The following is a 22,698-nucleotide window of genomic DNA, read 5'->3' as shown; positions in this document are numbered from 1 at the left end:
ACTTCGCCGCCTTGCAGGCCGAGCAGTTTGAGGTGAAATGAAACCCACGCCAGCGCGCGGTCCATTTCCTGGGCAGAAGGAACCCTGATCCCGTCGATTCTTCGCGGCTTCGGTTTGGAAACCTTGGCGGCTGCAGCCTTTCGATCGGCTACATCGTTGAGGCCGCCTGATTGGTTAGCCGAAACGTCCGAGGCCGGAGGCTCCGGCTGCGATCGTTCGACTGGCGAGACCCCAGGCCGGGCTGCATGCTCGACCGGAGTCACCTTCCGCCCGACCACCTGGGCCGGTACTTCCACCAGCGTCCCACAGGCCGAGCACACGAACGCTTTGCCAGCGCGCAGCACCACCTGCGGAGCGTTCTCAGACGAGAACGACCCACTAGGATCGAGTTGTGCGTTGGCTTGGGACATGGCAATACGACTGACGGTTAAGGGAGCCCTACCGAAGACGGCGTGGGGGTGAATTTCGGTTTCAAGATATGAAAGACCGAGGTAAAAAGAGTACATCAGGGAAATCGTCCCTATGGTGAACCTATGTATACTAGGTGAGTGCGCTCATGTCAAGAGCGCACGGGCAATTTTTGGCTTCTTTTTTGTTTCGGGGGATTAGGAAGCGAAGTAGGTCGCGGAACTCCCGTTCACTGTCTCCGCTTCCTGGACAAATTGCGTTGATCAGCGAGTGGAAGTCTGTAGACTTGGGGCGAAACGAAAAGTCCTGACAACTTTTCTTGTCCAAGCGACGGGTCAACCGTTGGACATTTATTCGTGAAAGTTGAGGGAGATATGATTCATCAAGCAAAAAGAGACCTGACCCCGTTTCCTTCCTCTTGAGCTACAACCTTCGCCCCCGCGGGCGGCCGCGTAAGAATAGTTAGAGAAAAGACCCCCGTCCCCTTTTATCTGCACTTCTCACAAAAACAGATCCAAACACCCCCTCGCTCGCTCAACACCAAGCCATTCAAGACAACATCTGGTAAAACAAAACCAACCGGTCAAACCTTGTGCCGAACAGTATTGGACCTGACCCCGTTTCCGTCACTCGCACTGCTCAGGGCAGCAGTGGCACACCGGGAGATGGTGAACATGGCGGGCGGCTTGGCCGTGCCACCCTGCCGGTGATTTACAACTCCATCAGCCTATTGTCCATATCTAAATCACTCAGCAAGAACTGAAGCATCTCCCTTGCTTCACCTGGAATCGGTTCAGCAAATTCAAACCGACGATTTGGTGTACCGTCTTCCCCGATTGGGTCCTCAAACGGAATAAACATACAGCAATCCTTTGCAGAAATCCAACAACTAAACGAATAGTAGCCACAACTTGTTCGGACACGCATTGTGTATGGCACATACCTTCGGGGAGGCAGGCCAGCGTCGTAATCCTCGCGATACGCCCTTCCTCCTCGTGCAGATCGCATAATCCCACTACCAATGTATTCAACCAGGTGCTTGCTTCTACACCTCACTTGCCTCCCCTGGCCTTTGACTACAATTTCTCTAATCGTGTTCGACGAACGACTCGAAATCATCCGCTCGAATTCTAATCTTGGTGCCCACACCCTCACGATGACAGAAACGACAAGAATAAAGCCCAATATGGCAATCATTCCAAATTGAAGTCTTCGTCTACCTGTCATTCGCTTATTTTTTCCTCACTCAAGAAGCGTGCTCAACGAAGAAAAGGGCATGAATCATCGTGCCTTATTGATGCCAATCAAAGGACGGATGGCGTCCCTTCACCCCGGGGTCAGGGCTAGTGTACACTTTAGCTAACCTACGATAGCGGACGGGTGGCACTGTCGGCGAATGCTTATCGGGGAAGGAAAAGGGGTCAGGTCGGCTCTGTAGAAAACACAAGCCCACCAGAGAATCATAACATTGTGGGTCAGCACCATCAGGTGCAATTCTTGGTCGCGGCTGGGTTCCGTTTTGCCTCGGACGAAGTTGCCTTGCCTACGCTTGATCATGCTCATCTCGGTTTCGACTTGTAGGCAAGAAAGGGTCAGGTCTCTTTTCTCGGTCTGGGCATCTGCACGTTGTATCATGGCCAGGTACGAAATCAATCGAAAATGAGATCTGACCCCTTGTCCGTCTCCTCCGATATTCTCGCCAACGTTTATCGTATATCTAGTTTTAAAACGCGTTGCATTTGCCCGGCTGCCGCCCTCGGCTGAGGCATACCCAGGGAAGCTCAGCTGAGTTGGTGATTACAGTCCGCCATTCCGCCTGCGCTGCGAATTCCGTCCGCTTTCTTCGTCGCACTTTAAAGTACAATAACCGCATCCCCATCATGCGCCCAATCTTTTCTTCAGGAGCCTGACACTATGGATCGTCGTCAGTTTTTGACTTCGGCTGCGGCCGTTACTGCGATTGCTTCTTTGCCTCGTTCTTCTTGGGCGCAGGACTTGCTCGACATCAAGCCGAAGCGGGTAGGTTTGATTGGTTGCGGGTGGTATGGCAAGTGCGATTTGCTGCGGATGATTCAGGTGGCTCCGGTCGAGGTCGTTTCGATTTGCGATGTCGATTCGCAGATGCGTGACGGGGCGGCCGAGTTGATTGCTTCGCGGCAGAAGTCTGGGAAGCAGCCTCGGCAGTTTGGTGATTATCGTCAGATGTTGGCCGAGAAGGACTTAGACGTGTGCCTGGTCGGGACGCCAGATCATTGGCATGCGCTGGCGATGATCGAGGCCTGTCAGGCGGGGGCGGACGTTTACTGCCAGAAGCCGATCAGCCGCGATGTTATCGAAGGTCAGGCGATGCTGGCCGCGGCTCGGAAGTACGACCGCGTGGTGCAGGTCGGCACGCAGCGGCGGAGCACGGCGCATTTGATCGAGGCCCGCGATAAGGTGATTGGCGAAGGCCTGCTGGGCACGATCGGGCACGCCGAGATTTGCTGCTACTACGGCATGGGACGCAACCGGACGGCCGAGAACTGTCCGCCGCCTGAGAACCTCGATTTCGAGATGTGGACTGGCCCGGCCCCGAAGCTGCCGTTCAACCCGGTGATGCATCCTCGCAGTTGGCGGATGTTCGAGGAATTCGGCAACGGCATCATGGGAGACATGTGCATCCACATGCTGGACACGGTTCGCTGGATGCTTGACTTGGGCTGGCCCACCAGCGTGAACAGCCGCGGCGGAACGTACGTGCACACCGACGCCACCGGTAATGTGCCGGACACCCAGGTCGCGACGTTTGATTTCGACGAGCTAGATGTCGTGTGGACGCACCGCACCTACGGCGACGCCCCCGATCGCGATTACCCGTGGGCCCTGTTTCTGTATGGCGACAAGGGAACGCTCAAAGCGAGCGTGAACAAATACGAATTCTTCCCTAAAGGGAAAAAGGAAGCCACCCTCAGCGGCAAGCCCCAAACCGAATGGGATAAGTACCCCGAGGATGAGCACGAAAAGGACCTCGAGCAACACGTGGCCGCGGCGAACCGGGCCCATCAGCGCGACTTCCTGAAAGCAGTCGAAGATCGCACCCGCCCCGTGGCCGATATTGAAGAGGGGCACATCTCGACGGCCAGCTGCATTCTGGCAAACCTATCGCAGCAGCTAGGCCGAAGTTTGACGTGGGATGTGCAGGCGGGCAAGGTCAAGCAAGACGACGAGGCGAACGGGCTATTGGCTCGGGAATACCGCGGCGAATGGGTGCATCCGACGGCGGAGAACGTGTAGTGCCGATGGCTCACGTCCTCGGCTGTTATCTGCGGCCCCTACCGGGCGAAGAGATAGCCAACGTACCGTCGTGTATTTCCCTGCATTCACGCGATTACTCGTCGTCGTCCGATTCGTCTTCGTCGAACAGTTCGCCTTGCTCGCCTTGGGTTGACTCGTCGGGGCTGGCGTTGGGTTCGGCTTCGGCCGGGCGGTTGAGCATCTCGGCCAGCATTTCGTCGTCGTCTTTATCGACGATGAGCACGCCGCCGCCGTAGTTGGCCTGGGTGGGGTCGACGGCCTTGCCGCTTTCGTCCATGACCATGTCGGCTTCGGCGGTCTTCTTCTTGGCGACTTCCAGCAGTTGATCGTAGATCAGGTCTTTGTCGGTACCGTTGATGTCGCTGACGGCCTGGGCGACTTCGCCGAGGTAACGGCGGAAGATACTGCGGCGGTCGGCTTGCTGCTTCACCTTCATGCGGCGGCGGAGGAACATGCCCAGCTTTCGCCCAACGGTTTGCAGCGCGAGCCGCATTTCCTTTTGAATGTCGTCGTAGCTGGCAACGGCTTCCTTGGCCTGGTTGGTGAAAGGAACCCACACGCTGGCGATGTGCACCATGATGGTGATCGGGCCGCTGGGCAAGTTGCCGCGCGACTGCGAAAGGCCGTACGAACGCCAATTGGTTTGGGCAAGCGTCTTAGTGATCGCACAATCGCCATGCTGAAACTGCAGCGGCACGCGGTTGGCGTACCGATAGACCTGCATCGTCTGGCCTTCGTTGACGTTGATGTTCTGCATTGCCTCGAAGAGGTGGTCGATCTCTTTCGGCTTGAGCTTGTTGGGGCTTTTCCGCGTGCCGACTTTCGACTGCTTGATGATCTTGTCGGCCGCATCCGGGCCCAGGCCATTGAACGTCAGGATCAGAAACTGACGTACCGTCCGGGCATCCGTTTCGTACAGCAGTTCTGTGAGTAGTTCCTTGGTGATCTTCTGTGTTTCCACATTGCCGCCGTAGGCCAAAGCGACTTCGATCTGGAAGGGATTGCCGCGATAAACGGCCGGCGGACGCGTAGCCGCCGCGTAGAACTCAGCCGGGACGACGCTATGCAGACCTTTGAGAAGCTGCTCTTCCCCGATCGGCACGATGCAGTCGGTCGTGGGGTTGGAGATCTTGGTGTCTTGAATTGCCTTGTACAGCTGCTCGGCGTGATCGCGATCGATGCGTTTAACCCGCATTCGCGTGCTGAGCTTGGCCTTGTCGCAGATCTGCTTGGCAATGGATGGGCTGACGCGAGAAAACGAGGTGGTCAGAAAGCCGGACAGGCTCGACTCGGTCGATTCCTTACACAGCGAAACGAGCCGGCCGAGTTCCACGCCGTAAGGATGCGGCTTGATTTCGGCTGCTTCCGGTGGCAAGACGTCGGTTGAACGGCGATACGTTTTTTGATGGCCGCTGGGGTCGATGTAATGCAGCGTGACGTGCGGGTTGGCGATCGCCGTTTGCTCGAGGTATTCGTCGACGCTCCCTTTGCCACGCTGGTACTTGGCTTCCAAGTCGAGGGTTACTCGGGTGCCAGAAGCAATGGGCTTGGGGCTGGCATCGGGCGTTTCGGGATCGTGATGGGTGACCCATTCGATGCCGTGGTCTTGGATGTACTGGTCGCCTTTCTCGCCGGGCGGGATATCTTCGCCGTCTCCTTTGCCGTTGAGAATTTCCGGCTTGTTGACCTTGGTGTCGATCCGCAGTTCGTAGTAATGGGCAGGCTTCTTCAGGCCGGTCTTGCTGACAATCTTGATCGGCTTACCGGTCGTTAAGATGGCGTACATCCCGGCCGCACTAATCCCGATCCCCTGCTGGCCGCGGCTCATGCGGAGACGATGGAACTTCGAGCCGTACAGCAGCTTGCCGAAGATCAGCGGGATTTGCTTTTTGAGAATGCCGGGCCCGTTGTCTTGGATGGCGGCCTTGTAGCGGCTTTCGCCGGTCTGTTCGACATGCACCCAGATCTCGGGCAAGATGCCTGCTTCTTCGCACGCATCGAGCGAGTTGTCGACGGCTTCCTTGATGGTGGTCAGCAGCGCCTTACGCGGGTTGTCGAAACCCAGCATATGGCGATTCTTGGCAAAGAACTCGCTGACCGAGATCTCGCGCTGCTTGGTGGCCATCGACTCGGCCGTAGCGCGGCGGGGAGCAGACTTCTTACGCTTTGCGGATCCGTTCGCAGTAGTGGTGGCGCCTTCCGACAACGTGGAAACTCCTGAGCAACTAGGGGGTTTCGATCAAATCTGGTCCCCTCGCCCCTCGGGGGAGAGGGTTAGGGTGAGGGGAGAACCGGGTACCTGTTTTCCAACCCTCACCCTAGCCCTCTCCCTTGGAAAGGGCGAGGGGACCCGATGAGAATTGAATCGCCGATTGTAGTAAAGTTTGTCGGTTACGGGGATAGCGGCAGTATCTGGAGATTGGGGATGACTGTCACACTCGGAAGAATAGGGGTTTTTGGCATGATAGCTTTATAAAGACTCAGACTGGGTATCGGAATAGCCGATTTAATCTACGACGGAAGGCCTGGACTTATCTGACCCGCGCAGATTGCCGAAGTACCCATAGGCGGCGGTTTGGACCGGTTTCCCGACATATGTACATGGCGCAAGCTAAGAAACCCATCCACGGCCTTCACGTGGTTGCCCAATTGCCGCATTTGGCAGGAGCTATCAATCGGATGAAACGCATTGCAACAACTTGTTTGTTCGCCCTGGTCCTGACTGCAGGCTGGTTGGCGGTTGGCTCGCAAGCCCAGGCTAACGAGTATCCCAGCCCGCCGGTCTACCCCGACATCATGAACCAGTACTACGTCGCCGATCCGTACGCCGGATATCCGGCAGCGATGTACACCTCTCCGATGACCACTCCGCCGTATGTGCCGCAAACGTACATCACGTATCCCGCACTGGATCCGCACGAGTTTCTGTACAAGCACCACCGGAACTACTACCACTACTACAACGGTGGCCAGGGTTTCAACCGCACCAAGGTTCACTGGTACGGTGGTCGCACGTGGCTGAATCCTTACAACCCGTTCTTTTAAACAGAAATTGCTCGAGCCGGACCACGTCCCTCGCTTCACGTAGGAAATAAAGACGATGACCCAGACACGACTGATTCTCGCTCTCCTTGTCGGCCTGACCATTGGCGGCAGCGTGCAAACGGCTGAAGCTGGTTGGCTGTGGGGACGTGGCTATAGCAACAACGCCAATGCCCAGCACGCGTCGAACTTGCCTTGGCATGGTGGGTACGCCTACCAGAACTACGAGGCCCCAGTGGCCATGGTGGTTCCGCCCAACGCGAACATGCAGACCAACTACTCGTGGGGCATGCCGTCAAGCCGCATGACGCCGGTCTATCACCAGTTCGGCCGCGCCAATGCCGGCGGTATCACCGGTCACCCCAGCAGCCTGGGCGTGACCCCTTACTGGCCCAACGACACGCAGCAGTTCGGCGTTTATAGCGTGCGTGGTCCTTGGACCTGGAATGCTGCCGACCTGAACTACGGCTGGCATCTCGGTTTCCATCACCGTGCCAACTGGAACAACAAGACCGGCAGCTGCCCAAGCGGTAACTGTGGGAACGGTTACTACGGCAACGGCCACTACGGTGCTCCTTCGCAAGGCGTCCACGGCGGTTCGGTCATCACCGAAGAAGGCTACGTGCCCGGCAGCTACAACGAGCAGCCCATCGCCCCATCGGCCGCACCGACGCCAGCTGCCCCGCCGGAAGCTTAGTCCTCACGGCCTAACCTCAGAGTCAACCAAAGCTGAGCTCTCGACCAACCGAGGGCTCAGCTTTTTTTAGGTTCTTGTTGCCGCGTTTATGCCGATGCCAGCGATGCACTGCTATCGGTTTCCCGCACACCACCGACAAATTTTCTGCTAGCCGCTTGTCTCAAAATCTCACTCCGCGAATGATGTTATCGACTCGACAACCAGCAACCACACCTCCTCCCGGTGTTTCTTTTAGAGTCTGCCGAATATGCCGGTTTCTCCGGGCAAAAGCGGCCGCTTTCGAAATTCAGCACGGCCGGTCCGCACTTTGGCACGGTAAGTGAAATTAAGTCTCTCAACAAACATTCACCCCCTCAGGAAAACCTCTCACAAAGAGAACCAAGCCATGCTCGAATTCCAAACCATGTTGATCTTCTTCGGTGCCTCGATCGCGATCGTGCTCGGCGTGCACGTCTCTCGCCCCGTCAAGGCAACCAACCCGTTTGGTAGCTAATTCGAGCAGCCTAAGTAGCGACAATGCTCGCTCATATCATTTCCCCCTAACGTCAAAGACAGACGACTTGCCCCCGTCTTACGACCTATCGAGTCCTGTCGAAACAAAGTGTCTGTTGATAGCAAACGGCGTGCTGCACTTGGTAGGACTACCAGTGATGTCAGGCAGCTTTGCTTGGGACATTCTAAAACGCCGGCAGGTATGTCCGGCTTCTGCCTTAGCTGTGGCATAAATAAGAAGACGCCAGTCAGTCGAGCCTCGACAGGCGTGGCACCGCTGCCCTTAACAGTGCGAATGCTTGATAGTCGATCCAATGCAGCAGAGCCACACGCTTAGAGGTTGAGCAAGTTGGAAAGCTATACGGTGCGACCCACTTGGATTTGCACCGAAGCTTTCGGCCCGAACTCACGGGATCGTTCGATCCAGTTTCTTAGCGGTTACCGCGAGTCATCAGCATGAAGACTTGAATCCCGAAGACAGCCAGACCGATCGGGGCGCAGATAAGGCCGGTGGTTCGCATGGTAGGATCGGCGAAGATGAAGAAAGTGCCCAGTGCGGCAATGCCCAGCCCGAGAATCGCCCACCAAATTCGATACATCAATTTCATGTTTTAACGTTCCTCATAAGTAGGTTAAACAATCGAGGCTGCACATTATAAGCAGTCGACTTGGCGGGTTGCCAGAATTTTTAAAGCGGAATTGGCTCGGGCGATGGGTGCCTTATTCACACTGGCGAGAGGCCAGCGGCACACGTTAGAAGGTTGTACAACCTGGCAGGCAACACTAGTTTCGCGGCGTTTGCTGCATCAAATCCACAAACCGGGACTTCATCTCCGGGCCGCCCATGTCGGGGTAAAGCGTTTGCAGGTAGCGGACGACTTGCTTGGCTTCTTCGGGGTTGCCGAGCTTGATGTGGCAGCGGGCAATTTCTAATTTCGATTCGTACCAGGTTGGTGACTGCGTGCGGCTTTTGCGGCTGATTTGTCGCCAGCGAGCCAGGGCCTGTTCTTGCAGCGGCTGTGTGGTGCCGCGAGAAAGCATGCGGGCCAGGCCTGTTTGCACTTCTGAATCACCCGGAAGTTGCTGGGCGAGGGCCGTGTAAAGTTCGATCGCGCGGTCGAGCTTGCCGCTGGCCGCCATCGCTTCGGCTTCGCGGGTGGTGATAACCATCCGGGTTGCCTCGTCCAACTGCATCATGTTCGGCCGCAGCATCGCGATGACCTTCAATTCGATCTCGGCGATCTGCTCTCGCATGCTCGACGATGCCGATGCACCCATCTGCGCGAGGGCCTGTAAGACCTCGAATAGCTGCTGAGGACTGTCGTCGCGTACTTGTTGCAGCTTCGCTTGGGCCTGATCAAGCTTGCCCAGGCCCACCAAGGCAATCACTTGCAGCGACTCCAAACGACTTCGCCAGCCGGCAGGCCCATCGGGGTTGGATCGCAGCGCGACCTCCAGCACGGCCCGTGCGTTGACGTAGCCGTTGTTGGTGTAGTTGAGCCACAGTTGGGCGGCGGTTTCAGAGGCCAGCCGCATGGTCGCGGTCCACGGGCCGCCGCCCGATTGACCGTTAAGGACGACCTGCTCGAAGTAGTCGATCACCTTGCGAACGTCTTGCGGTACGAGTTCCTGCTTCGCGTCGGCGGTTTGAAACCACTTGAGCGAGGCCTGACGAACACCTTCGACGGCGGAGGGAAAGTGGGACGAAGTCGCGGGAATCAACAGGTAGGCTTCGGTAGCGGCCCGCCAGTTTCCGCGAGAGAATTCGATCTGGGCGAGCCACATAGCGGCTTGGGCGGCTGGCTCCCCTTCGTTCCAACGGCTAAGGTTCTCGCGCAGCAATTGGATATACGGTTCCAACTGCGGGGGATCAGCCTGCCGGGCAAGCTGCGATTGGTAGTAGGCCGCCGTCAGATGCCGTAACGAGGCGTCCGGCTCGGCGGGGAACTCGAGCGTCGTGGCTCGCAGGCGCTTCACCCCTTCGGCCAGGTTGCCTGCTTCAATGGCTGCGGCGGCCCCGGCCAGACGAAGCTGGTATTCTTCGGAGGGTTGGTTAGAAGTCCGGGCTGCTTGGGCACCCAGGTCATAGTTCTTGAGTGCTTCGTCCCAGTCCTTTTGCCGGACGTAGTTCTCGGCGGTGCGGCGAAGCAGGTCGACGTTCTGCGTTCCGCCGGTGGTTGCGCTGCCGGTCAATTGCTGCTCGGCACGGCGAGCCCAATAGGGACCATATAGCTGTTCCAGCTCGCGAACGACCGCTGCCGCGCGACCTTGCCAGAGTTTCACGTCTTTGGTGTTTTGCTGCTGTTCGGCCTGCTTCCAGAGCGCGAGGTAGGTCTCGAAAATGGCGTAGTCGAGCTGGGGTGAAGAGGTCTTATCGAGCGCACGAACCTGATTGATCCGCTGAGTTGCCAACGCCAAATTATTCTGTGCGATGGCCACGCGAATGTTTTCAGCCCATGCGGCATTGAAGACTAGAAGGGGCGGCGGTGGATCGGTTTCCAGTAGCAGCGATATCTTGGCTTGGGCCTGATCTAGCCGGCCGAGATGGCGCAGGGCGCGGATCTCTAAGAGCTGGGCCGGCCATTTGACCTGGGTATCAGGTCGCAGTTTGGTGAGGGGTTCGACCCGTTGGATTGCCTGAACCATGGCGTTGGTGCGGTCTAACGAATCGGCCGGGTAGCTGAGCCCCTGTTCTTCCGCTGCTTCGGCGAAATGCAGCGAGACCTTGCGCGAGAGTGCCAACAACTGATCCGACGTCAGGGGCAATGGTTGGTTGGGCGTGTGCGATTGCCGCAGAAGCTGGTCGACCTTTTCCTGCAGCGTTTCGTACTGCTGAAGTACCTGGGCGGCGAGCTGTTGGGCTTGGGTTAGCTTGGCGTCGTCGTTGAAGACCTGGCCCTCTTGCCGCAGAAGCCGCAACTGGGCCAGTTGGCTATTGGCGGATTGCACTTCGATGAGGATCGCCGCAGCCGGATCGGGAAACTGCTTTTGAAATTGAGGTAGGACTGACGCCGCCGAGTTCCACCAGCGATCGCGCTCGCTCGGACGTGCGTTCATCGCATGTAGCGAATAGGCACGCACCAATTCGGCGGCCATCTCGGCCCGGTGTGCCGGCGAGATATCTTCGGCCATGACCTGCTGCGCGGCGTAGCGCTCGGCGAGGCCAAACAATTGGCGGTCGAGCAGGCCCTGCATCATCTTGCGGTCATCTTCCAGCGCGGACTGCGCCCACGTCACGCTCGTAAACGTAAGCAGGAAGAGCGTGATGATGAGATGATATTTCATGGAAGGGATCGTGTGTCGTTACCTGTCGCCCTTTCAGGGCTCGGAGTCTATCAATGGAGTAGCGTTATCGTACAATTGATCTGAGATTGTCTGTGGTCGCTCTCTCTTAATCGGCTTCAACTGCGAATTGGATCTCTTGGAAGTTCAACACGCGTCCGATGTCGTAGACGTCGATGACCTGCCCGACCGGGACGACTTCGGCTGGGTCGATGATCAAGGGAACGTCGTTTTTGATCGAGGCCAGCGTGCCCAGGATGTCGCGAACTTCCGGCAATTCCTGGGTGCGGCGTTCGTTCACCGAGTAGGTGAAGTTGCCTGGTTCGCCGGTAATGCGGACGACGATTTGTTCGAAGTCTTCGATCTCCAGCTCTTTCTCAGCCGACGAGCCGACATTGGCTGGGGGCGAGATGCTGCTGGGCAACGCATATTCCACGATCTGAAAACTGGCCGTCCACAAAAAGAAGATCAAAAGCAGGAACACGACGTCGATCATCGGCGTCATGGCGACCTGTAAGGGCCCGCGATCTCGGTAGGGGCTAGGGCGTTTCATCGGGCGTCCTCCGGTCGAATGACGGAGAACGCGATGCTCCAGATGCCAGCTTCGGTTGCGGCCAGCATCACGGGTTTCACGTTGGCGTAGGGTGTTTGGCGATCGCAGCGGATGCGTAGTTCGATCGAGTCGCCGCTTCGTTGGCGTTCTGCGGAAAGACGTTCTGTCAGTTGGTCGGCCGGGACGCGGCGACCGGCCAGGATGAGCGATCCGTCGACTTCGATATTCACCACCACGCGGGGTTGCTGGTCGTCGATAATCTCTTGGCCGCTTTGGGCGGTGGGTAGCGGCAGCGGCATCTGAGCTTCCTGCTTGGCCAGGTGGCTGGAGACAAGGAAGAAGATGATCAACAGGAACACGACATCGATCATCGGTGTCATGTTGAATTCGGCCTGACCCGGTTTCAAGTTGCTCGGCACACGCATGCCATTTAGCTCCTTGAGGCCTGGGAGGCAGCTTGACGCTTGCGACGTTTGAGCGGAGTGAAGACCTGTTGAGCGACGTAAGCGGCTTCGGCCACCAGTTCGTCGACCCAGTTGCGGAAGATGGCGAACGCACCCAACGACGGGATCGCCACGAGCAAGCCGCCTACCGTGGTGACCAGCGCCTGGTAGATCCCTTCGGCCAGGTCGCCAGCTCCGGCGGCGCCTTGCGTGGCGGCCACTTGTTGGAAGGCGAAGATCATCCCGGTGACGGTACCCAGCAGCCCAACCATCGGGGCGATGTTGCCAATGACCGAGAGGTATTCGATCTTGCGAAACAGCCGCGCGGATTGTTCGGCGGTGGCATCTTCGAGCGCCTTTTCAACGGCCGTCCAACCTCCGTCGAGTTCGGCGATGCCACTCAGCAGCACGAACGACAGAAAGCTAGGACGCTCGCGGCAAGCTCGCTCGGCATCTTGGACCTTACCGGCCAGCAGATGATCGCGGACCGTATCGCCGAGCTCTGGTGGCATGATCTCGGTCTTGCGAATGGTCATCGCTTGTTCAAAGACCAGGTAGGCCGCCGTCATCGACAAGGCGAGCAGGAAGATGAGGATCATCCCCCCGACGATACCGCCACTGAGGACAATATCGACGAAGCCGGTCTTTTCCGGTGCTGCCGAAGGTTGGTCGACCGGTGGATCGATCGGAGCGGTATCTTGCGCGGCGGCTGACTTGGGCCCGGCAGCGGGAAACAGACTCGATCCGCTTCCCAGCATTCCCAGGGCCAGCACCGCCAGGCAAGCGGTCCAAATTCCGATACGTGTCAAATTGGCCAAGGCTGCCTCCTAGTTGCTACCTGAGCTGGCGATTCGTTTAAGATTGATTTCCGCTTCCTGCCGTGCTGGCTGGTCGCCATATTGGGCGATCGCTTCGCGCAGGACGCGAGCCGCTTCGTCGGTCTGCCCTGCCCTTTGCAGCGCTCGGCCTGCCTGAAGTAGGCTTTCTGCCGCCACGGGGCGTTGGTTGGGATACAAGATCGGGGGCCGCATGAGCGTGAGGGCCGCTTGTGGATCGTGATTGAGTTGCCGCCACGCTTTGCCGACCACCAGCGTGGGACCGGCCATTGCCGCTCCGTGCAAGATGTTGGCATCAAGCTGCCGCTGCCACTGCTGGACATCGGCCTCGCTGGCCGTGACGATCTTGGTTTGCCACAGCTGAGCTTCCGCGAGCAGCGCGATCTGCGGGATCTTGCTCAAGCGAAGTTTGCCCAGCACTTGGATTGCCTGGGAACGATCAGAAGTGCTCAGCAGCCAGCTGGCACCCATCAGTTGAGCATACGGCGACGACATCTCTAGCCACTGCCGGGCTGCCCGATCGCGCTCGAAATGGGGCGGCAAGCTGAACCAGGCCAGCGGCAACGCAGCGAAGTGGATGGTCTGAGGATCATCGGCCACGATCTTCAAAAACGCGTTGCCTGCTTCGATATACCGACCGGCGTTTTGCAGCGAGATGGCCTCGAGCGAAAGGATCTCGCGTTTGACCCAAGGGCGACGTTCGCCGGCGACTGCGGCGCTGAATATCCTGGCCGCTTCGCTCGACTTTCCTTCCTTCAGAAACTGCTTGGCTTGCAGCACGTCGGAAGCGTAGTCGGTCTCGACCGAGGCGACCTTTTCCGCAGGAATCGAGGTTTGCCCGGAAGCTGTTTGCAGCGTCAGCACCTGGCCGGTGTAGTCGATCACATTGCCGCGAACCTTGGTGGGCTCGGCTGTGGAACTGGCAGGGCGAAGGGTAACGACATCGTCGGCTGCGCACCACTGACCATGAACGCCAAACGCGATCGTGGAAAGAACAACAGAAAGCAGGATCGCGCGACGAGGCAACGGTGGTCTCAATCTCAACGGGTTGATGATATTAAGGTTGGGCACGGAGCTTCGAGATATCGACGTACTTGTGGACGCCGTCGTTCTCGTCGGCCAATCTTACCAGAAAGTTGCGTCGTCCATCGTAGGGGCCATACCCAAATTCAATCGCGTGGATCGAGCACCCTTTGTTCAGCTTGCGAATCCGATCCAAGTCCGCGGGAAATAGCTGCGGTTGGTCGGCGTCGGTCAGAAAGAAGACCACGTCCGGATTCATTTTCAAGGCCAGCGACAAGGCATCGACATGCTGCGTACTGCCGCTGGCTATGATCCCGCGGACAAAACGCTCGGCCAGATTCTTGCCCTGTTCGTCGGCGAAGACCAACTGCGGTCCATTACCACGAGGGCTGAAGACCTGAGGATTCTCGTTGTAGAAGATAACGGCAAACTGATGCAGCTTGTCTAAATCGTGCAGACTCTTAATTAACTGCTGTTTGGCGGCGGCCAGGGGGCGACCATCCATGCTACCACTGCGATCGAAGACATAGACAAACTTGTTGCCCCGGCCTTCGGCACCAAAGACCGACGTCTTGCCTTCGTTGCCCAGGCCTCCTTTGGAGGTCGCTCCCCCTTGGGTCATGCCGCCGGCCGAAGGGAGGCCGGATGCCTCTTCGCCGGTCAGGGCCTGATCGCCACGGGGAAGCAGCTTGCCTAGCATGCTGGGTGGAAGATCAACCGCCGGCAACGCCTGGCTGATGGCTTGGGCGGCCTGCTGCGAGTCGGTCGCTTGTTGGCTATCGGCTGATTGGCTTGAGTCGCCATCGAAATACTCGGTCGTGTTCTCGCTGCGATTGGCCAGCGCAATGCTACCACGACGGGCCGGCTCGTCTCCGATTCCCTTGGTTACCGTCTGAACCGTCAGAATCAGCAGGGTTCCCAGTAACGCATGGATCATCAGCGACATCAGCCATGCTGGCATCGCCCGACGAGGTTTGACCCACTGGGTATGGTCGGCAGGCTCGATGGATTCAAGTGGTTGGCTGGTCGACATAGCATCATGTTGGACAAAGGACTCGTAATACTGGTTTGTAGCCAGCCACACTCGTTGCGACAAGCGTGATTTCCGATCAGCTCAGGCTTCGCTCGGCCCGCAGACTGAACGCTCAAAATAGCCACAAGGGAAAGATACTATTCATTCTATCCGCATTATGGGGGCATCGCTTGGGAAATGATCGTGAATTTCCACGGGTTCACCAGTTTTGGCACACAGCGTGCATTAGTGCTCATCCACAGTCGCAATGCCAAGTGAATCGAACGATTGGCCTATTTCAGGATTTTTCATAGATTCACAACTGCTTTTGCGGCCGTTGAATAAGTCTGTGAAGAATTTCCAGGAAGCAGGCAAGTGGCCCGTGGAATGTCGGCTTGGTACCCCCGATTTCAAGTCGACGTCCACGGTGTCCTTTTTCTTGGTAGCATGCGCAGTTTCTTGTGTTTGGAAATTACTGCGATTCCTGCATAGTGCAGAGCAGTATCTATCCGTCTCGCGATCTCTTAGGAATCTCTAACTATGGCAAGCCTTTCAGGTTCGTCGGCTACTACGCAAAAGGTCTACTCCGGCATGGGGCCTATCCCACACGATTCAGGAGTCGCATTTCGTTTGTGGGCACCTCACGCAGAAAACGTGAGCATTGTCGGAACGTTTAACGATTGGGACCCCAAGTCGATGCCGATGCAGGCCGAAGACAACGGGCAGTGGTATATCAACGTGCCGGAAGCGGAAGCTGGCGACGAGTACCGATACATGCTTACGTGTGACGGCCAAGAGGTCAGCCGTATGGATCCCCGCGCCCGGGAAGTGACCAACTCGGTAGGCAATAGTGTCATCCACCACACCGATTTCGATTGGGGCGACGACAACTACCAGCTTCCCCCGTGGAACGAAATTGTTCTGTACGAGATGCACCTGGGGACGTTTGCCCGTAGTGATGAAGAGACCGTTGGAACGTTTAAAGATGCGATTAAGCGATTGGATCACCTCGTTAACCTAGGCGTGAATGTCGTTCAGCTGATGCCGTTGGCCGAGTTCGCCGGCGATATTAGTTGGGGATACAACCCAGCGCAGATCTTTGCGGTAGAGAGCGGTTATGGTGGGCCGCGCGGGTTTAAGCGGTTTGTGAAAGCTGCGCATGAACGCGGAATTGGCGTCCTTCAAGATGTCGTCTACAACCATTTCGGCCCCAGCGATCTCGATATCTGGCAGTTCGATCTGTGGAAAGAGAACGACAAAGGAGGCATTTACTTCTACAACGACTGGCGTAGCAAGACGCCGTGGGGAGATACCCGGCCCGACTATGGCCGCGGCGAGGTGCGGCAGTTCATTTACGATAACGCGATGATGTGGATCAACGACTACCATGTCGACGGGTTACGCTACGACATGACGCTTTATATGCGTAGTGTCGACGGCCAAAGCGAGCTGCCTGAGGGGTGGAGTCTGGCCCAGTGGATTAACGAAGATATCCGTACCGCGAAGCCGGGGACGCTATTAATTGCCGAGGATCTGCAGACCAACGAGTATCTGACCAAGGATGCCTCGGAGGGGGGCAGCCATTTTTCGAGCCAGTGGGATGCCGAGTTCGTGCATCCGGTGCGCGATGTGGCTAAGCAGCCCAACGACGATGGACGTGACCTCGATAAACTGATCAATGCCATCACGTTCCGTTATAACTTGGACGCGTTTGAACGCGTCGTTTATACCGAATCGCACGACGAAGTCGCCAACGGCAAGTCGCGGCTTCCTTCCGAGATTGATCCGGAAGCTCCGGCCGATGGCTATGCCCGGCACCGATCGACCCTGGCTGCCGGCATCATGATGACGACGCCTGGTATTCCGATGCTCTTCCAAGGCCAAGAGTTCCTGCAAGATGGCTGGTTCCAAGATACCGATCCGCTGGATTGGGACCGGAAGGAAGAGTTCCCCGGCGTTGTCATGCTTTACCGCGATATGATCCATGCTCGGCGAAATGCACATGGTGTGACTAAGGGTTTACTGGGCCAACACGTCCATGTTTATCATCGCGACGACGCGTGCAAGCTGATTGCCTATCAGCGTTGGCAAGAGCATGGCCTGGGGGACGATGTGGTGGTGATCGTGAACTTTTCAAATCAGGCATTAGAGAACTACCGCATTGGTTTTCCCAGTGGCGGAACTTGGAAGTTGCGTCTTAACAGTGCGGCTGCGGTTTACAACGCCACCTTCGTTTCGTCGACCGTGGTACAGCTAGCACCGCAAGAAAAGCCACGCGACGGCCTGACGCATGCCGGAACGATCTCGATCAGTCCTTATAGCATGCTGATTTACTCGCAAGATCCTGTTTCTTAACAGGTTGGCGCCGCTTGCGATGCCTGGTGACGGGAATCCGAGCAAGCTGTACGAGAAACGATCAGCGCATTCAACGCATCTCAGTTCGGCGATGAATAAATACGGCACATCGCCTTGAATAACCGGATAAAACGCGGAGATTCGCCAACACTTGGGCTTTTTTGGGAGAGAACTCTAAAGTCGGTATGGCAGTTGCAATTCATTTCTACTATCTCGAACAACCTCAGTTTAAATTAGGAGATCGTAAAATGTTAGTAACGCGTACTTTAGGACTTTTACTCGCAGTGGCCCTGGTCGTTCCCGCCGTCGCTGACGATAAGCCCGTCAACAACCAAGAGAAAGAAGCAACGACCACGAAGAAGAATACCGAGAAGTCGGATCGCATTGCTGCGACTCGCGTCCTCGGCGCAAGTGTTTATGGCTCCAACAAAGAAGACACTGTTGGTTCGGTGAACGATATTGTCATGACCAAAGACGGCGAAGTCGTCTACATGATCATCGGTAGTGGTGGCGTCGCAGGTGTCGGCGAAACCAACCATGCGGTTCCCGCTAAAGCGGTCGACCTAGCTTGGGTAGACACCGACGATGAACCGACCTTGAAGGTCAGCATTCCTATGTCGGCTGAAGACCTAGAAAATGCTCCTGCACTGTCGCTCGAACATTGTGCCGACCTAACCGTTGATGCGTTTCACGAACGCAACAGCAAGTACTTCAAGTCGACCGACGCTCAACAGCTAAAAGCTGAAGAGATGTTCCTTGCTTCGGCTCTGAACGACTTGGACGTCAAAGGTAGTGGTAACGAATCGATCGGTCAGCTAGATGACATCGTCTTTAACCACAAGATGGACAAATGTAAGGCTGAGTACTTCATCCTTGGTTCCGGTGGAACGCTTGGTGTTGGCGAAAAGTACACCGCCGTGCCTGCCGACAAGGTCAAGGTCACCAAGACTGAAGACAATCAGTACACCGCCATGATCGATGCTGACAAGAACATCGTTGGTGCTGCTCCGAAGGTAACCTCGGACAAGTACTACGCTGAACTTGATAGCGAAGACATGCGTAACAATGTCGACAAGGCATTCCACGAAGCTGGCGATAAGTAATCGCTGGAGTCGTACGAGCTACTTCCCTGAGAAGTAGCAAGATAAACCACGCACGCCGCGAAAGCGGAAGGACGCACTCGGAGTCATCCGAGTGCGTCTCTTGCGTTCGAAGGCTAGCAGAGATGGCCGCTGAATCATTACGGCCCAGAGCTGTTTCGAGAGCGGCGGCCAGGCTTCTTTCGGTCGGTGGGAACGACAATATCTTGGGTCGATTCTTCCTGGGGTAGGTCTAACGAAACCTGGTAGTCCTGAAACAGCATGTACCCCATGGGAAAAAGGTCGTCATCGCCGTTTCCATCAAGTCCTACGATGGTGGCGAGATGGGGGCCGCCGACATGGCCGCGGGAAGCGTTGGCGGAATCGAACTTGCCATCCACAATTTCCATCGAGACGGCAGCGCCCCGATTACCCTGGCTCGAATCAGGGACGAGCGTAAGCGAGCCGACCGGAACTGGTTTTCCTTGATAAGTCACGGTGCCAGAGATTGGGTAAGTTCCCGAATCACTTTTCCCGCCGCAGCCGAACGTGGCTCCTAGCAAAACAATCGTGACCAGAGCTAGCCAAAAACGCGATGCGTGCAAGGTGAATAGCATGGGCGAAAATACCATGGATTAGTTAGCTGTGACTGGCTCGTTACCGGCCTTGCTGGCCCCGGCCTGGAACGTCGCGAAATCGATCGTTTCGGGTAGGAATGTCACCGAACCATCGCCGCGCGAGAACATCGCACCGCCTGGGTGCATGCTGCCGAACGCCACCGTGTTCCACTTGGTAGAGACGCCGCTGTTAATTGGGTGCTGAATATTCTTCGAGATCAAATAGAGCTTTCCGCGAGTATCGTTGTACTCGCCACGCAGCCAGTACCGTCGGTACGGCATATCCTGCCAAGAGTTTTCACCCATCAGGTAGGTGTTGGAGAGTCCATCGGTCACGTCGCGAAACTTCGAGCCTTTTTCCCACATGATTCCTTCGGTGCATGTGCCGCCGAATGCTTCGGAAAGGTCTATACAGTCATAGTCTTGCCCACTGGTGGCGTTGGTTCCGAGAGGTCCTAAGATTCCGAAGTAATGGATCACGTAGCATTGCTGGCCGTTGTAAGACTCTTCGGTGCGTTCCGAGTAAATTTCAGAACTCGGAGCACTGGGGCACATGTAGGCATCAATGCGGTTAATCCCATATTTCACTCGTCCCGGGGCAGCATGACCGCCGACGCTATAATCGAGGCCTTCGGCGATGGCGTTTTGTTCCAACTGCGGAAGAATCGAAGAACTCCAGCCGAGATGGTTCCCGCCATAGCCTGGCAGTGGCAAGATGCCAAAAATATCGTGATAGGTATGCATCGCCAGTGCGGTTTGCTTCGCGTTGTTAGAGCACTGCATCCGTCGAGCCGACTCGCGCGCTTGCTGCACGGCCGGCAGTAGTAAGGCAATCAAAACTCCGATAATGGCGATCACCACCAACAGTTCAACGAGCGTAAAGGCGCGGAAGCGCAGCCGCTGCGGCGAGGCGAAACGAAGCATTTCAATTTTCCCGTGATGAGACCGGAGCGAATCAGGAAAAGTCGACAAGAGAAGAGATGAGATATCCGACTTTCTGCAACCATCCTACCGGCAAGTGGAAAGTTGTTCCATATATATTTAATTTTTGGTTGGTTGATTCGGGATGTGAACCGTCTCGAACATAAACCCTAAGGGACAAATCAATTACATTGCTTTGTCCTATTTCAAAACGGGGGAATCTTGATGACAATTAAACGTAGGCAAGCTGCGAATAACGCGTGATTGGAGAAGGATAGTGCTGGCACTTGTTACCGGTTCGACTGGTTTAGTGGGCAATAACGTAACTCGGATGCTGCTAGAGCAAGGACATCAAGTTCGCGTGATGGTCCGTGATCCACGGATCGATCGTTCACTCGCGGGACTCGATGTCGAGGCTGTCCCCGGCGACATCCGTGACGAGCAAGCCGTTAACACGGCCATGATTGGTGTCGACGTGGTCATTCACGCCGCTGCGGTGGTGCACATTGGCTGGACCAAAGAAAAGCTAATGCACCAAGTGAACGTCGAAGGGACCAAGATCATCGCCCAAGCGGCCCTGAAGCAAGGGGCGCGTATGGTATATGTCTCTTCGGTCGATGCGCTTGGGGTGGGCAAAAAGGATGCGTCGGCCAACGAAGAAACGCCGCGCGAAGGAAAAGTGCCTTGTCCTTATGTGATCACCAAACGCGCCGCCGAGGATGCTCTGCGTGAAATGGTTCCGCAAGGCTTGAACGTCGTCATTGTGAATCCGGCCCTGATGTTCGGTCCGTGGGACTGGAAACCATCGTCCGGCAAGATGCTGATTTCGGTCGTGACAAAACAGCCCCCGTTGGCACCGCCCGGTGGCGGAAGCACATGCGACGTGCGGGACGTGGCTGCGGCAATTATTCAAGCAACGCACAAGGGTAGAGTCGGCGAGAACTACATCTTGGCCGGTGAGAACCTGTCGTACTACGACTTGTGGAAACGCATGGCCGCCATTACCGGACGGCGTCCTCCATGGGGACGTATGGGGCCGCTGGTCGGGATGATCGCCGGGTTTAGCGGTGACATGTACGGTCATATGGATGGAAAAGAGCCCGAGGTCAATTCGGCGGCAATCAGGGTTGTTCGTCAGTATCACTACTATCGTAGCGACAAGGCGATGGAAGAACTCGACTATCAGATTCGCCCGCTCGATAAGACTCTCCGTGACGCGTTGGTCTGGTTTCGAGCCAATGGTTATCTTCCGGCATTGGATGGTTCCGAGTGATGCCTGAACGCACCGATCGCCGCCAATTTCTAGCCCGGCTTGGGGCCGCAGTATCGGCCAGCGGTTTGGGGGCTTGGTCTGCCGACAAAGGCCATGCGGCAGACAGCGTCACTGCCAATGGTGATAGCCTGCCGGGGTTGGCTGCGTTCGATACGCTGATGGAGCGTTTCTTCGACGAGAATCAGCCGCTGGGCGCTTCGCTGGCCGTGGCCTACCAGGGGCGATTGGTCTATGCCAAGGGCTTCGGTTACGCGGACCTGGCCCGCAAGCAGCATGTTCAGCCGACTTCGCTGTTTCGCATCGCTAGTTTGTCCAAGCCCATCACGGCGGCGGCCGTGATGAAATTGGTTGAGGCCGAGAAAGTTCAACTCGATCAACCGATCGTGCCGCTGCTTGCGCTGGACTTTCTAGAGGATGATCCGCAAAGTTGGGCCGATCCTCGTCTGGCCGACATCACCGTGCGGCATTGTTTGCAGCATACCGGAGGCTTCGACAAACAGGCCTCCGGCGATCCGCTGGCATTGAGCCACCAGATCCGCGACGCGCTAGACGTGACCTTTCCGCTTTCCCAAGACAATCTGCTGCAATTCGCTTTGACCAGGAAGCTCGACTTCGACCCTGGGCACCAGTACGCGTATGCCAACATCGGCTATCTGATGCTGGGACGCTTGATCGAACAGCTCAGTGGCCAAACGTATCAGGCATATGTACAGCAAGAGATCTTGCACCCGCTAGGCATCCGCAGCATGCAGCTGGCACGCACGTTGAAAGAAGATGCGGCCCCAGCCGAGGTGCAGTATCGCGACGCGAAAGGCCGCACCGGGCCGAACGTCTTGGGGCTTGAAAGCGAGGACCCGGTACCCTTCCCTTACGGCATTGAACGGATCGAGAACGTATCGTCGGCCGGCGGTTGGCTGGCCTCGGCGGTGGAAGTCACGCGGTTTGCTTCGGGGCTGTTCTTCCCCCAAGGAAAACCGCTGTTAAACAAGCAATCGCAAGAGCAGATGTTCGCCAAGCCGCACATCAGCGGAGCGACACCAGATTGGAACGGGGCCTATTACGGATGCGGTTGGTTGGTGCGTCCTGTCCAGGGAAAGCTGCTACCGTGGACCTGTTGGCACACGGGGCAACTGGCCGGTGTGTCGTCGCTATTGGTTGCTCGCGCGGACGGGGTTTGCTTCACGGTGCTGTTCAATCAAGACTTCAACCCGGAAGGGCAAACGATGTCCGTGACAATCGATCCCCTCCTGCACGCACCAGCCAGCGGTGTCGGTCGCTGGCCGGCAGGAGACCTATTTACCCGATATCTCTAGAGCATAACCTGGTCCCGGGTTCACACGGCTGGACTGGCCAGCCGTGACACCCTTTGGG

General features: G+C 56.8%; 19 protein-coding genes. 7 read left to right on the top strand and 12 right to left on the bottom strand.

Annotated elements, in window-relative coordinates; translation table 11 throughout:
• Together HOV93_RS25305 and HOV93_RS25300 are read right to left on the bottom strand one after the other, a co-directional pair.
• The coding region (locus HOV93_RS25305) for a hypothetical protein (RefSeq protein WP_207399344.1) at positions 1–410 on the bottom strand (410 nt) is incomplete at its 3' end.
• Positions 411–1,119: 709 nt separating this feature from the next.
• Positions 1,120–1,269, bottom strand: coding sequence for a hypothetical protein (locus HOV93_RS25300; protein ID WP_207399343.1), 150 nt, complete (start codon positions 1,267–1,269; stop codon positions 1,120–1,122).
• A gap of 1,053 nt (positions 1,270–2,322) precedes the next feature.
• Between HOV93_RS25300 and HOV93_RS25295 the strand changes: the two genes are divergently transcribed.
• Positions 2,323–3,681, top strand: coding sequence for a Gfo/Idh/MocA family protein (locus HOV93_RS25295; RefSeq protein WP_207399342.1), 1,359 nt, complete (start codon positions 2,323–2,325; stop codon positions 3,679–3,681).
• A 94-nt stretch (positions 3,682–3,775) separates the two neighbouring features.
• On the opposite strand, the gene HOV93_RS25290 is transcribed toward HOV93_RS25295, so the two are convergent.
• Positions 3,776–5,908 carry a DNA topoisomerase VI subunit B gene (locus tag HOV93_RS25290; protein ID WP_235991071.1) on the bottom strand — a complete coding sequence of 711 codons (2,133 nt, stop codon included), beginning with the start codon at positions 5,906–5,908 and terminating at the stop codon, positions 3,776–3,778.
• Positions 5,909–6,381: 473 nt separating this feature from the next.
• On the opposite strand from HOV93_RS25290, the gene HOV93_RS25285 reads away from it, so the two are divergent.
• Together HOV93_RS25285 and HOV93_RS25280 are read left to right on the top strand one after the other, a co-directional pair.
• The gene (locus tag HOV93_RS25285; protein WP_207399341.1) at positions 6,382–6,747 is read left to right on the top strand and encodes a hypothetical protein; all 366 of its coding nucleotides are present in this window, start codon (positions 6,382–6,384) and stop codon (positions 6,745–6,747) included.
• 55 nt (positions 6,748–6,802) lie between these two features.
• The gene (locus HOV93_RS25280) at positions 6,803–7,441 is read left to right on the top strand and encodes a hypothetical protein (RefSeq protein ID WP_207399340.1); all 639 of its coding nucleotides are present in this window, start codon (positions 6,803–6,805) and stop codon (positions 7,439–7,441) included.
• A gap of 923 nt (positions 7,442–8,364) precedes the next feature.
• On the opposite strand, the gene HOV93_RS25275 is transcribed toward HOV93_RS25280, so the two are convergent.
• From HOV93_RS25275 to HOV93_RS25245, 7 genes are all read right to left on the bottom strand, one after another.
• The gene (locus HOV93_RS25275) at positions 8,365–8,541 is read right to left on the bottom strand and encodes a hypothetical protein (protein ID WP_207399339.1); all 177 of its coding nucleotides are present in this window, start codon (positions 8,539–8,541) and stop codon (positions 8,365–8,367) included.
• 175 nt (positions 8,542–8,716) lie between these two features.
• Entirely contained in the window at positions 8,717–11,218 is a 2,502-nt protein-coding gene (locus HOV93_RS25270) for a hypothetical protein (protein WP_207399338.1), read from the bottom strand.
• A 106-nt stretch (positions 11,219–11,324) separates the two neighbouring features.
• Positions 11,325–11,768 (bottom strand): ExbD/TolR family protein, encoded by a 444-nt coding sequence (locus HOV93_RS25265; RefSeq protein ID WP_207399337.1) that lies wholly within the window; start codon positions 11,766–11,768, stop codon positions 11,325–11,327.
• Positions 11,765–12,193 (bottom strand): ExbD/TolR family protein, encoded by a 429-nt coding sequence (locus tag HOV93_RS25260; RefSeq protein ID WP_207399336.1) that lies wholly within the window; start codon positions 12,191–12,193, stop codon positions 11,765–11,767. Before HOV93_RS25260 ends, HOV93_RS25265 begins: the two co-directional genes overlap by 4 nt.
• A gap of 5 nt (positions 12,194–12,198) precedes the next feature.
• A complete protein-coding gene (locus tag HOV93_RS25255) occupies positions 12,199–13,029 on the bottom strand; it encodes a MotA/TolQ/ExbB proton channel family protein (protein WP_235991069.1) in 831 nt (276 codons plus the stop codon).
• A 9-nt stretch (positions 13,030–13,038) separates the two neighbouring features.
• Positions 13,039–14,073 (bottom strand): tetratricopeptide repeat protein, encoded by a 1,035-nt coding sequence (locus HOV93_RS25250; protein ID WP_207399335.1) that lies wholly within the window; start codon positions 14,071–14,073, stop codon positions 13,039–13,041.
• 31 nt (positions 14,074–14,104) lie between these two features.
• Positions 14,105–15,103 carry a VWA domain-containing protein gene (locus tag HOV93_RS25245; RefSeq protein WP_207399334.1) on the bottom strand — a complete coding sequence of 333 codons (999 nt, stop codon included), beginning with the start codon at positions 15,101–15,103 and terminating at the stop codon, positions 14,105–14,107.
• Between the two features lie 519 nt (positions 15,104–15,622).
• Between HOV93_RS25245 and HOV93_RS25240 the strand changes: the two genes are divergently transcribed.
• Entirely contained in the window at positions 15,623–17,437 is a 1,815-nt protein-coding gene (locus tag HOV93_RS25240) for an alpha-amylase family glycosyl hydrolase (protein WP_207399333.1), read from the top strand.
• 248 nt (positions 17,438–17,685) lie between these two features.
• Positions 17,686–18,540, top strand: a complete 855-nt coding sequence (locus tag HOV93_RS25235; protein ID WP_207399332.1) for a PRC-barrel domain-containing protein — start codon at positions 17,686–17,688, stop codon at positions 18,538–18,540.
• 137 nt (positions 18,541–18,677) lie between these two features.
• On the opposite strand, the gene HOV93_RS25230 is transcribed toward HOV93_RS25235, so the two are convergent.
• Both HOV93_RS25230 and HOV93_RS25225 read right to left on the bottom strand, forming a co-directional pair.
• Positions 18,678–19,133: a hypothetical protein gene (locus HOV93_RS25230; RefSeq protein WP_207399331.1), complete on the bottom strand. Its 456-nt coding sequence runs from the start codon at positions 19,131–19,133 to the stop codon at positions 18,678–18,680.
• Between the two features lie 18 nt (positions 19,134–19,151).
• Positions 19,152–20,057, bottom strand: coding sequence for a DUF1559 domain-containing protein (locus tag HOV93_RS25225; RefSeq protein WP_207399330.1), 906 nt, complete (start codon positions 20,055–20,057; stop codon positions 19,152–19,154).
• Between the two features lie 274 nt (positions 20,058–20,331).
• Here HOV93_RS25225 and HOV93_RS25220 point away from each other — a divergent pair, with 274 nt between their 5' ends.
• Both HOV93_RS25220 and HOV93_RS25215 read left to right on the top strand, forming a co-directional pair.
• Complete coding sequence (locus tag HOV93_RS25220) at positions 20,332–21,327, top strand: NAD-dependent epimerase/dehydratase family protein (protein ID WP_207399329.1); 996 nt, start codon at positions 20,332–20,334, stop codon at positions 21,325–21,327.
• Positions 21,327–22,640, top strand: coding sequence for a serine hydrolase domain-containing protein (locus HOV93_RS25215; RefSeq protein ID WP_207399328.1), 1,314 nt, complete (start codon positions 21,327–21,329; stop codon positions 22,638–22,640). Before HOV93_RS25220 ends, HOV93_RS25215 begins: the two co-directional genes overlap by 1 nt.
• Positions 22,641–22,698: the final 58 nt, after the last annotated feature.

The sequence above is a fragment of the Bremerella alba genome (assembly GCF_013618625.1).
Taxonomy (GTDB): Bacteria; Planctomycetota; Planctomycetia; order Pirellulales; family Pirellulaceae; genus Bremerella; species Bremerella alba.
The sequence above is the reverse complement of the archived record's forward strand: the minus strand, read 5'-3'. Positions and strand labels throughout refer to the sequence as shown.

Excerpts from the sequence above, each read along its gene's own strand:
- HOV93_RS25240 (WP_207399333.1), top strand. The coding sequence starts at position 15,623 with ATGGCAAGCCTTTCAGGTTCGTCGGCTACTACGCAAAAGGTCTACTCC.
- HOV93_RS25300 (WP_207399343.1), bottom strand. The coding sequence starts at position 1,269 with ATGTTTATTCCGTTTGAGGACCCAATCGGGGAAGACGGTACACCAAAT.
- HOV93_RS25280 (WP_207399340.1), top strand. The coding sequence starts at position 6,803 with ATGACCCAGACACGACTGATTCTCGCTCTCCTTGTCGGCCTGACCATT.
- HOV93_RS25270 (WP_207399338.1), bottom strand. The coding sequence starts at position 11,218 with ATGAAATATCATCTCATCATCACGCTCTTCCTGCTTACGTTTACGAGC.
- HOV93_RS25295 (WP_207399342.1), top strand. The coding sequence starts at position 2,323 with ATGGATCGTCGTCAGTTTTTGACTTCGGCTGCGGCCGTTACTGCGATT.
- HOV93_RS25230 (WP_207399331.1), bottom strand. The coding sequence starts at position 19,133 with ATGCTATTCACCTTGCACGCATCGCGTTTTTGGCTAGCTCTGGTCACG.
- HOV93_RS25235 (WP_207399332.1), top strand. The coding sequence starts at position 17,686 with ATGTTAGTAACGCGTACTTTAGGACTTTTACTCGCAGTGGCCCTGGTC.
- HOV93_RS25225 (WP_207399330.1), bottom strand. The coding sequence starts at position 20,057 with ATGCTTCGTTTCGCCTCGCCGCAGCGGCTGCGCTTCCGCGCCTTTACG.
- HOV93_RS25215 (WP_207399328.1), top strand. The coding sequence starts at position 21,327 with ATGCCTGAACGCACCGATCGCCGCCAATTTCTAGCCCGGCTTGGGGCC.
- HOV93_RS25245 (WP_207399334.1), bottom strand. The coding sequence starts at position 15,103 with ATGTCGACCAGCCAACCACTTGAATCCATCGAGCCTGCCGACCATACC.
- HOV93_RS25285 (WP_207399341.1), top strand. The coding sequence starts at position 6,382 with ATGAAACGCATTGCAACAACTTGTTTGTTCGCCCTGGTCCTGACTGCA.
- HOV93_RS25275 (WP_207399339.1), bottom strand. The coding sequence starts at position 8,541 with ATGAAATTGATGTATCGAATTTGGTGGGCGATTCTCGGGCTGGGCATT.
- HOV93_RS25260 (WP_207399336.1), bottom strand. The coding sequence starts at position 12,193 with ATGCGTGTGCCGAGCAACTTGAAACCGGGTCAGGCCGAATTCAACATG.
- HOV93_RS25265 (WP_207399337.1), bottom strand. The coding sequence starts at position 11,768 with ATGAAACGCCCTAGCCCCTACCGAGATCGCGGGCCCTTACAGGTCGCC.